Here is a 12,383-nt window from a genome sequence, read left to right as displayed (position 1 = left end):
CGAATTCCAGGCGCGCATTACCGGGCGCCAGGTGACGGCTTTGCCTGATCCACGCCTGCTCTCGCCTAAAAACTGAACCCACACACTGCGCAAGTCAGCACCTGACTGGGCGCGGGCGGATTCTGTCGTCCCGCGCCTTACCCCCAGATAGATCGAGGACAATGTAAAATGGCCAATTTCAACAAGTCGGACCTGGAATTCATCCTCAAGCAAATCTTCATTGCAGAAGCGCACGCCAATGGCGCCAGCCTCATTGATTTGCTACCCAACAGTCAGGTGCCCTTCGGTCTGCGAACCGTCGATGGCAGCTACAACAACCTGGTCGCCGGGCAAAGCGAGTTTGGCGCCTCGGACAACTCCTTCCTGCGCCTGCTGGATGCCCAATATCGAGCGGCCTATGCCGCGTCAGGGAATGTGGTCGACCCGCAGCCACGGATTATCAGCAACCTGATCGTCGACCAGACCGCCCACAACCCGGCTGCGGTCGCGGCGAACGGCGGTGCCGACCCGGTCATCAGCCCCGGTCTGGATGGGGTATTCGGCACGGCCGATGACAAGGAAGTGTTCTTCATCCCCAACGTGTCACCGGACGTCGGCCTGACCGCCGGCTTCAACTCGTGGATGACCTTCTTCGGCCAGTTCTTTGACCATGGCCTGGACCTGGTCACCAAGAGCAGTACCGATGTCGTGTTTATTCCGCTGCAGCCGGACGATCCATTGTATGTACCGGGCGGCCATACCAACTTCATGGTGCTGCCACGCGCCGTGCATACCCCTGGCGCGGATGGGCAACTCGGCACTGCCGATGATGGCCAGCTCAACACCACCTCGCCGTTCGTAGACCAGAGCCAGACTTACAGCTCGCACCCTTCGCACCAGGTATTCCTGCGCGAGTACGTCCTCAACGCGGCCGGTGACCCTGTGGCAACGGGGCGTTTGATTACCAATCGCGATCTCGGCGCCGATGGCAAGTTCGGCACCGCCGATGATGGCGACGGCGAAAACGGCGGCATGGCGACCTGGGCAGTGGTCAAGGCCCAGGCCCGTGACATTCTCGGTATCAATCTGACCGACGCCGATGTGCACAACGTGCCGCTGCTGGCCACCGATGCGTATGGCAACTTCATCCGTGGCCCGAGCGGCATGCCACAGGTGGTGATGCGCTTCAGTAACGGTGCTGACGGGATTGCCGGGACCGCTGATGACGTTACTCAACTGGTCGAAGGCAACCGGAATGCTCCGATCAGCCTGGCCAACGCCGTCAGCACCGGGCATGGTTTCCTCGACGATATCGCCCACAATGCCGCGCCGGTCATCGTCGGCGGGGTTCTGCAGGCGGATGGCGACAGCGATGTCGGCAATGCGCAGGCCGTTGACGCCGGTGGCAATAACCTGACCTATGACAACGAACTGCTCGACGCCCACTACATTGCCGGCGATGGCCGGGTGAACGAGAACATCGGCCTGACCACCGTGCACCATGTGTTCCACTCCGAGCACAACCGCCTGGTCCAGCAATCCAAGGACACCATTCTTGCCGCCGGCGATCTGGCCTTCCTTAATGAATGGCTGGTGGACGACGTGGCCGCGATACCGACCACACCTGCTGGTATTGCGGCGTTGGTGTGGGACGGCGAACGGCTGTTCCAGGCCGCCAAGTTCGGTACCGAGATGCAGTACCAGCACCTGGTGTTCGAAGAGTTCGCGCGGACCGTTCAACCGCAGGTCGACGAATTCCTGGCCCCCAACGGTTATGATACCTCGATCAACCCGGCCATCCTCGCCGAGTTTGCTCACGTGGTTTACCGCTTCGGTCACTCGATGCTGACCGAGACAGTCGATCGTTTCGACCCCGAGTTCAATCCGCTCCTCACTGATCCGAACAACCCGGATTCGCAACTCGGCCTGATCGCTGCCTTCCTCAACCCGCTGGCGTTCGCCGGCAGCGGGGCGACTGCGGACGAAGCAGCCGGGGCGATCATTCGCGGTGTCACCCGCCAGCTCGGCAACGAGATCGACGAGTTCGTCACCGAAGCGCTGCGCAACAACCTGCTCGGCCTGCCGCTCGATTTGCCGGCGCTGAACCTGGCGCGCGGTCGCGACACCGGCATCCCTACCTTGAACGAAGCGCGCCGTGAGATGTACGCAGCCACCGGCGACAGCCAACTCAAGCCGTACATCAGTTGGGCTGACTTGGTGGATCACCTCAAGCATCCCGAATCGCTGGTCAACTTCATTGCGGCCTTCGGTACGCACGGGGCATTGACGGCGGCCGATGTGGATACGCTGGCCGAGATGCGTGCGGTCGCCGCTGCCCTGGTGTTTGGCGGTAGCGCGGTGATCAACGTCGGCACTGCCGATGAACGTACCTTTACCGCCACTGATGCAGATCGCCTGGACTTTCTGAACAGTAGGGGCATCTACGCCATGGTCAATGGCGTCACCACCACCGGTGTGGACGACATCGACTTCTGGGTCGGTGGCCTCGCCGAGCAGAAAATGCCGTTCGGCGGCATGCTCGGCTCGACGTTCAACTTCGTGTTTGAAACCCAACTGGAAGCGTTGCAGAACGGTGACCGCTTCTACTACCTGTCGCGTACCGCGGGCCTGAACTTCGGCACGGAGTTGGAGAACAACTCCTTTGCCAAGCTGATCATGCTCAACAGCGATGTCACTCACCTGTCGAACACCGTGTTCCTGACGCCTACGTTCACGCTCGAAGTGAATCAGGCCAATCAGTTCACGGGCTTGGGCGCGCACGGTAACGCCGACCCGACGGGCGGCATCATGATCAACGGCGTGGAAATCGTGCCGCTGGTGATCCGCGACAACCCCAACACGCCTGGTGCAGACAGCAATTATCTGCAGTACACCGGTGAAGACCATGTCGTGCTGGGCGGCACTGCCGGCAATGACATCATCATTTCCGGTGACGGCGATGACACGGTTTACGGCGACGGGGGCGACGACATTCTTGAAGGCGGCGCCGGGAACGATGCGGTGCTGGGTGGCGCAGGCGATGACATCATCACCGACTCGTTCGGCGACAACCGCCTGGAAGGCAATGCCGGCAACGATGTGATCATCGCCGGGAGCATGGGGGTGGCAGGCAACCTGATCCTGGGCGGCGACGGCCAGGACTTCATCGTCACCACCGAAGACATCACTACCACCTTCGGCGGCCAGGGCGACGACTTCATCCTCGGTGCCAAGACCAACCTGCCACCGACCGGCAACGAAGGCGATGACTGGATCGAGAAGGGCACCCAGGACGGTGCGCCTGGCGACAACGCCTCGCCGTTGCTCCTTGACGATGTGATCGGCAACGACATCTTTGTCGGTGGCGGCGGCTTCGACGAAATGATCGGCGAGGGCGGCGATGACATCTTTGTCGGCAGCGATGCCCAGGACAAGATGGACGGCATGTCCGGTTTCGACTGGGTGACCTACAAAAATGACAAGGTCGGCGTGACCGTTGACCTGAGCCTGGCCGCGCTGGCACAGCCACACGGCAACGCGCCAAACCAGAACGCCGGGGTGTTCAATCCGGTCGGCGCCTCGCCGGCCTCGATCCTCGACCGCTTTGCCGAGGTCGAAGGTTTGTCCGGTTCGAAATACGGCGATGTGCTCAAAGGCGACGATGTTGACGCTGTCACTATCGTCAACCACGGTGGTGCCACGGGCAGTGCGCTGACCAATGTGGCATTGATCCATGGACTGCAGCAGTTTCTGGCCGATGCCGGTCTGCCGACCACCGGCTTTGCCACCGGTAACATCATCCTCGGTGGCAATGGCAGTGACCTGATTGAGGGCCGCGGTGGCGATGATCTGATCGACGGCGACAAATGGATCAACGTCAGAATTGCGGTGTATGCCCCGGGTGATGTCAACCATACCGGCCCCGAGATCGCCAGCTTCGACAGCATGGTCGACATGATTCCGTTCATGCTGGACCGCACCTATAACCCGGGTCAGCTCAAGGCCGTGCGGGAAATCCTGCCCGGTACCTCGACGGGCGGGAACGCCTTCGACACCGCGATTTTCTCCGGGCGTCAGTCCGAGTATGTGGTGACCCAGGACACCCGTGGCACGGCCGATCTGTCGGACGACGTCTGGACGGTGGCCGATACCGTCGCGGCTCGCGACGGTACCGATACCCTGCTGCATATCGAACGCCTGCAGTTCGCCGATTCCCAGAAAGTGCTGGTGCCGGGGCTCAACGCAGAACCGGTGGGCAGTCCGACCATCACCGATGGAAACGGCGGAGCGATCACGGTGGGCGACACGCTGATCGTCAGCGTGGCCGGGGTGACCGATGCCAACAACATCGCGGCGGGCAATCCACTGGGCTCGATCAACAATTCCTCGGTGTCCTACTACTGGCAGTTCGAGGCCAATCCAGGCAGTGGTGTGTTCGAGGACATCATCCTGTTGCCCGCCGGTGACCTGGCGTTCCAGAGTGCCGACGGCACCCGATTCAAGGTCTCTCCTGACCTCGCCGGTTTGTCGTTGCGGGTCAAGGCGATCTACCAGGATGGCCATGGCACCACTGAAGTGGTGTTCTCGCAGCCGACGGCCGTGGTGGCTCCCGGCGCACCGGTCGTGCCAACGGCGCCGGTACCTGTAGTCGATGCCACGGCGGGTGGCGAAGGCCTGCACATGGTCCGCTCCGACCTCAACTTCATCCTCGACCAGATCAAGATTGCCGAGGCGGACGCGGCCGGACAGGACATCCTCTCGCTGATCCCGAACATCCGCGCGCCGCTGGGCCTGCGTGCGGTCGACGGGTCGAACAACAACCTGATGAACCTCAACGGCAACAACCACACTGAGTATGGTGCCGCCGACAACACCTTCCCGCGCTTGGGTGATCCGGTGTTCAATCCGGCGGAAGGTGCGCCTGCCGGCTTCTTCGGCCCCGGCTCGCCGGCCATCCCGGGGTCGTCCTATGCGCAGAACAGCGGTGCTGTGTTTGACTCGCAACCGCGCACCATCAGTAATCTGATCGTCGACCAGACCTCGCACAACCCGGCGGCCTATGCCACGGCGTACGATCCGGGTGCGAACGGTCATCTCGACTTCGGCGTGGTGGGTTCGGGTAACGACGACGTGCTCAAGGATGGCGTACGGATAGTCGCCAGCCCCGGCCTGGATGGTCAGTTCGGTACTGCCGACGACCACGATGTGTACCTGTTCGAGAACACCACGGCGGATGCGGGATTGTCCGCACCATTCAACGCCTGGATGACCTTCTTCGGGCAGTTCTTCGACCATGGTCTGGACCTGGTCACCAAGGGCGGTTCAGGCACTGTCTATATCCCGCTGCAACCGGATGATCCGCTGTATGTGCCGGGCGGCCACACCAACTTCATGGTGCTGACCCGCGCGACCAACCTGCCAGGGGCGGACGGTGTGCTCGGCACGGCCGACGACATCCATGAGCATACCAACAGCACCACGCCGTTCGTGGATCAGAACCAGACCTACAGCTCGCACCCCTCGCACCAGGTGTTCCTGCGCGGTTATCAGCTGACTGACCACGGCCCCATCGCGACCGGCAAGCTGATCACCAACCGTGACCTGGGCGCCGATGGCAAGTACGGCACCGGCGACGACACCGAGATCGGTGGCATGGCAACCTGGAAGGTGGTCAAGGCGCAGGCCAACGACGTCCTGGGCATTCACCTTACCGATGCCGATGTCGATAACGCGCCACTGTTGGCGACCGACGCATACGGCAACTTCATCAAGGGGCCGCACGGCTTCCCGATGGTCGTGATGAAGGGGCTTGACGGTCTCGCCGGCACGGCGGATGACACCCTGGTCGAAGGCAATCCGCTTGCCCCGATCAGCCTGGCCAATGCGGTGCGCACCGGTCACCAGTTCCTCGTCGACATCAACAACAATGCCGTACCGGTGTTCAGCGGTGGCGTGCTCGCGCCTGACGCCGATCACGATGTCGGCAACGCACAGCCGTTCAATCCGCAGACCGGGGCCAACCTGACCTACGACAACGAGTTGCTGGATGCGCACTACATCGCGGGTGACGGACGGGTCAACGAGAACATCGGCCTGACGGCGGTACATGCGATCTTCCACGCCGAGCACAATCGGCTGGTCGCACAGACCAAGGACACCGTGCTCGATTCGCATGACGTGGCCTTCCTCAACGAGTGGCTGCTCAATCCGGTGAGCGCGTTGCCCGTCAACCAGGCAGAGATCGATGCGCTGGTGTGGAATGGCGAGCGCTTGTTCCAGGCGGCCAAGTTCGGCACCGAGATGCAGTATCAGCACCTGGTGTTCGAGGAGTTTGCGCGGACCATCCAGCCAAGGGTCGACCTGTTCTTCGCACCGACCCAGGTCTATGACGTCGACCTCGATGCCTCGATCGTCGCCGAGTTTGCCCACACCGTGTACCGGTTTGGCCACTCGATGCTGACCGAGACCGTTGATCGTTTCGACACCCATTTCAACGTGGTGGGCGATCCGAACAGCGCTAATCCCAATCAGCAAATCGGCTTGATTGCGGCGTTCCTCAACCCGTTGGCGTATGCCGCCAGTGGGCTGACGCCAGAGGATGCGACCAGTGCAATCATTCGTGGGGTGACACGGCAAGCCGGTAACGAAATCGATGAGTTCGTCACCGAGGCGCTGCGTAATAACCTGCTGGGCCTGCCGCTCGACCTGCCGGCGCTCAACATCGCCCGTGGCCGCGACGTGGGCATTCCCTCGCTCAATGCGATCCGCCGCGACATCTACAGCCAAACCGGTGATTCCCAACTCAAGCCGTACACCAGCTGGGTTGACCTGGTGCAGCACCTCAAGCATCCGGAGTCGTTGATCAACTTCATTGCGGCCTATGGCACGCATCAGTCGATCCTCGCGGCGACCACGATGGAAGCCAAGCGCGATGCAGCCATGTTGCTCGTGTTCGGTGGCACGGGTGCGCCGGCGGACCGCCTGGACTTCCTCAACGGCAGTGCTGAATGGGCCAACGTAACGCGGGCCGGTAAAGACGGGGTGCTGGGGACTGCCGACGACCTGAAGGGTGTGACGATCACGGGTGTCGATGCCATCGATCTCTGGATCGGCGGCCTGGCGGAAGAGAAAACGCCGTTTGGCGGCATGCTCGGCACGACCTTCAACTTCGTGTTCGAGAACCAGCTGGAAAAACTCCAGGACGGCGACCGCTTCTATTACCTGGAACGTACCTCTGGCCTGTCGATGAATGCCGAACTTGAAAGCAACTCGTTCGCCAAGCTGATCATGGCCAACACCTCGGCCACGCACTTGCCAGGCCTGGTGTTCTCGGACCCGACGTTCTATCTGGAAGTGGACCAGAGCAAGCAGTACAACGATGGCGTGGGCAACGCCGATCCGCTGGACGATAACCATCATCAGGTGGTGTTCCGCGACAACCCGCTGACGGTGGGGCCGGACACCAACTACATCCGGTACTCGGGTGATGAGCACATCGTGATGGGCGGCACCAACGGCAAAGACATCCTCGTCTCTGGTGGTGGCGATGACACGGTCTGGGGCGATGCCGGCAACGATCGCATCGAAGGGGGTAACGGCAACGACCAACTGCGTGGTGGCGCCGGCGACGACATCATCACTGACATGGGCGGCGACGATAACATCCAGGGGGGCGACGGCAACGACGTGCTGCACGGAGGCAACGGCATCAACCTGATCATTGGCGGGTTCGGCAACGACTTCATCGTGACCGGTGAGGACGCCTCCGAAGCCATTGGTGGCCAGGGCAACGACTTCATCCTGGGTAGCAAGGCCAACGAGCAGGACATGGGTAACGAAGGCGACGACTGGATCGAGAAGGGCACCTCGGACGGTGCGCCTGGCGACAACTTCGACCCGCTCGGCAACGACCCGGTGATCGGCAACGATGTCTTCATCGGCGGCAACGAGAACGATAAGTTCAACGGCGAAGGCGGCGACGACATCATGGTCGGCAGTCTCGGCTTCGGTGACCGCTATATCGGCGGCTCCGGCTATGACTGGGCGACCTTCAAGGACCTCACCCAGGGCGTGACCATCGATTACAGCGATCGCTTTTTCGATGTACCGCCGGTACCGGGTTCGGGTGCCTCGGCACTGGTGCGTTTCGACATCATGGAAGGCCTGTCGGGTTCCAGGCACGGTGATTTCCTGCGCGGTGATAACGAAGATGCGACATCGCTACCCACCGCGGGGGCAACCGGCAGTGTGCTGACCAACATCAGCCTGATCAACGGCCTGGCGAATCTGCTGCCCGCCGGAGCGACGTTCTACGACGGCGGCAACATCATCCTCGGTGGCAGCGGCAGCGACCTTATCGAAGGCCGCGGTGGTGACGACATCATCGACGGTGACAAGTGGCTGAACGTACGCATCAGCGTACGGGCGAACGCCGATGGCACCGGCCCGGAAATCGCCTCGTTCGACAGCATGGAGCCGATGGTGCCCTTCATGCTCAACGGCACCTACAACCCAGGCCAACTGGTCATCGTGCGGGAGATTCTGACCGGCGAAGACAAATACGACACCGCACTGTTCTCCGGTAATGCGTCGGAATACAGCGTCGTGGTCGAGGGCAACACCGTCATCGTGACCGACCTGGTGGCGGGGCGTGATGGTGTTGATCGCCTGACGGGCATCGAGCGTCTGCAGTTCGCCGACGTTGCGCAGTCGTCCGGCGTGGGCACCGCCCAAAACGCCGGCCCATCGGGGCATCTGGCGATCCTCGATGATGCCACCGGTGCGCGTGACGAAACGCCTGTCGCCGGCCAGCTGCTGCGCGTCAGCGATCAGGCGGTATTCGACGCGGACAACGTGAGTGGGGCCAATCCGACCGGCGCGGTGACCGGTGGGGTGGCTTACTACTGGCAGGTCGAAAACATTCCTGGCTCGGGTGTTTTCGAAGACATCACCTTTGTCGCCGCCGGCGAGGTATCGCGGGCGATCGGCACCACCTACCGGGTGGCGGACGATGTGGCAGGTCTGAACATCCGCGTCCGGGCGGTGTATCAGGATGCCAAGGGCACGCTGGAGATCGTCGACTCGGCGGGGAACAGCGCACCGACCGCAGGGCCGACCGTCACCGGGCTTTTGGCGCAGAACCAAGTGTTGACCGCTAACACATCGAGCATCGTCGATGCCGATGGCCTCAGCAATCCGCAGTTCACCTACCAGTGGCAGGCGACCAACGGGGTCAGCTTCGTCAACATCCCGGGCGCCACCGGCAGCACCTTCACACTGGGGCAGGCTCAGGTCGGCAACCAGGTGCGTGTGGTGGTCAGTTACGTGGATAACTTCGGTGTGGCCGAAAGCATTGCATCCGACCCTTCGGATCCGGTGGCCAACGTCAACGATGCACCGACAGGCGCTTTGCTGATCAGCGATACGACACCGGAACAAGGACAGGTGCTGACCGCGCTGACGGCCGGGATTGCCGATGTGGATGGGCTGGGCACCTTCAGCTTCCAATGGCAGCAAGGTATCGGCACTTCCTTCACCGACATCAACGGTGCGACCGCTGCGACCTTCACCCCTGGGTCGGCGCAGAACAATCTGCAACTGCGGGTGATCGTGCGCTACACCGATGGCTTCGGCACGCTGGAGTCGGTGACCTCTGCGGCAACGGCGGCGGTTGTGCTACCGCCTGGCGTGGTGCTGACGGGTGACGGTGGCCCGAACACCCTGACGGGCGGCGCGGGTAACGATGTGCTGAGTGGTCTGGGCGGGAACGATACGCTCAATGGCCTGGGCGGTATTGACCAGCTGTTGGGCGGCACCGGCAATGACATTCTCAACGGCGGGGACGACAACGACGTCCTCAATGGCGAGGACGGCAACGACACCCTCAACGGTGGGACCGGCGCGGATACCATGAATGGCGGTGCCGGCAATGACACCTTTGTGGTCGACAACGTCGGTGACACCGTGATCGAGGCGGTGGGTGGCGGTACCGATCTGGTGCAAACCAGTCTGACCAGCTATGTGCTCGGTGCCAACGTCGAGAACCTGACCTATACCGGTGCGGCCAGCTTCACCGGTACCGGTAATGCGCTGGACAACATCCTCACCGGCGGGAGCGGTAACGACGTCCTCACTGGCGGGGGCGGCAACGACACCCTCAACGGCGGGCTCGGCGCGGATGCCATGAATGGCGGTGCCGGTAACGACACCTATGTGGTCGACAACGTCGGTGACACCGTGACGGAGGCGGTGGGTGGCGGTACCGATCTGGTGCAAACCAGTCTGACCAGCTACGTGCTGGGTGCCAACGTCGAGAACCTGACCTATACCGGAGCGGCTAACTTCACCGGTACCGGTAATGCGCTGGACAACATCATCACCGGCGGGAGCGGTAACGACGTTCTCAATGGCGGGGACGGCAATGACACCCTCAACGGTGGGCTGGGCGCGGATGTCATGAATGGCGGTGCCGGCAACGACACCTTTGTGGTCGACAACGTTGGTGACACCGTGACCGAGGCGGTGGGTGGCGGTACCGATCTGGTGCAAACCAGTCTGGCCAGCTACCTGCTTGCTGCCAACGTCGAGAACCTGACCTATACCGGTGCGGGTAGCTTCACCGGTACCGGTAATGCGCTGGCCAACACGATCACCGGCGGGGTCGGTAACGACGTCCTCGATGGCGGTGCGGGGGCTGACCAGTTGGTGGGGGGAGTCGGCAACGACACCTACGTCGTCGATACCGCCGCGGACGTGGTGGTCGAGGGGGCAGGTGGCGGTACGGATACCGTGCAGACGGCGCTGGCCAGCTACACACTGGGTGCGAATCTCGAGAACCTGACCTATATCGGCGCCGGTAACTTCACCGGTACCGGTAACGCGCTGGCCAACACCCTCACCGGCGGGGTCGGTAACGACGTCCTCAATGGCGGGGACGGCAACGACATCCTCAATGGTGGGCTGGGCGCGGATGTCATGAATGGCGGTGCCGGCAACGACACCTTTGTGGTCGACAACGTCGGTGACACCGTCACCGAGGCGGTGGGTGGCGGTACCGATCTGGTGCAAACCAGTCTGGCCAGCTACCTGCTCGCTGCCAACGTCGAGAACCTGACCTATACCGGTGCGGGTAACTTCACCGGTACCGGTAACGCGCTGGCCAACACCATCACCGGCGGGGTCGGCAACGACGTCCTCAATGGCGGTGCGGGTGCTGACCGGTTGGTAGGGGGCGCCGGTAACGACACCTACATCGTCGATGCGGCCGCGGACGTGTTGGTCGAGGTGGCGGGTGGCGGTACGGATACTGCGCAGACGGCGCTGGCCAACTACACGCTGGCTGCCAATGTCGAGAATCTGACCTTCACAGGCGTTGGCAACTTCATTGGCAATGGCAACCTGGTGAACAACGTCATCACCGGCGGGGCAGGCAATGACAACCTCAGTGGTGACAACGGCGATGACATCCTCACCGGCAACGGCGGTAATGACACGCTCAATGGTGACGCCGGTAACGACCAACTGTTCGGTGGCATTGGCATCGATACCCTGAACGGCGGCACTGGCGATGACAGCCTCGACGGCGGTGACGGGAATGATACGTTGAATGGTGGGGTAGGCGACGACACGCTGCTCGGCGGGCTGGGGGATGACAGCCTGGATGGGGGTATCGGTAACGATCTGCTCCAGGGTGGCGATGGCAACGACACGCTGCTCGGTGGTGTCGGTAACGACACATTGCTGGGTGGCATCGGCAACGACCAGATCGATGGCGGTACGGGCAACGATACGGTCACTGGCGGTGCCGGCAACGACATCATGGATGCCAGCAATGGCAACGATGTCTTCCTGTTCGCAGCGGGTTTCGGGACCGATCGGATCATCGGCTTCGATGCCAACGCGGCGGGAGGCCAGGATCGGCTCGATATTTCCGCGTTCAACATCACGGCGGCGACCTTTGCCGGCAGCGTCACCATTGCTGATGTCGGGGCGGATACCCTGGTCAGCTTCGGAGGCGCTGACTCCATCCGCCTGGTAGGTGTGGCCGATGCTACAACCGTCACTGCCACGGACTTCATTCTGGCTACTTGAGGTCCTGATCAGTCATGTCGCAGGGAGCGTAAACAGAGGGGGGAGGGCACTGGATGCCCTCCCTTTTTTTATAAAAGCCTGGCCGTTCGTTCGGACTCGGTTTGCAGCTTGCGTGGCATCATCCCATGCGGGCGCGGAAGCGGGCCGGGTCAAGCTGACCTGGCTTTCGCAAATGTACCCAGTACAAATGTAGGAGCGAGCCTGCTCGCGAAGACTTTGTGTCAGACGACATATTTTTTGATGGTGTACATATCCATTCCTGCGGTAACGGCCACTTAGGGTTTCGCCCTTACGGCGAGTCACTTGGAAGAGCC

The 12,383-nt window shown here is 62.0% G+C and carries 1 protein-coding gene; it reads left to right on the top strand.

The features are described 5' to 3' along the window. The first annotated feature begins 168 nt into the window (after positions 1-168). Positions 169-12,069 (top strand): peroxidase family protein, encoded by an 11,901-nt coding sequence (locus tag GPL81_RS24195; RefSeq protein WP_160108763.1) that lies wholly within the window; start codon positions 169-171, stop codon positions 12,067-12,069. The last annotated feature ends 314 nt before the right edge of the window (positions 12,070-12,383 follow it).

The organism is Pseudomonas izuensis, from assembly GCF_009861505.1.
GTDB classification, from domain to species: Bacteria; Pseudomonadota; Gammaproteobacteria; order Pseudomonadales; family Pseudomonadaceae; genus Aquipseudomonas; species Aquipseudomonas izuensis.
The sequence above is the reverse complement of the archived record's forward strand: the minus strand, read 5'-3'. Positions and strand labels throughout refer to the sequence as shown.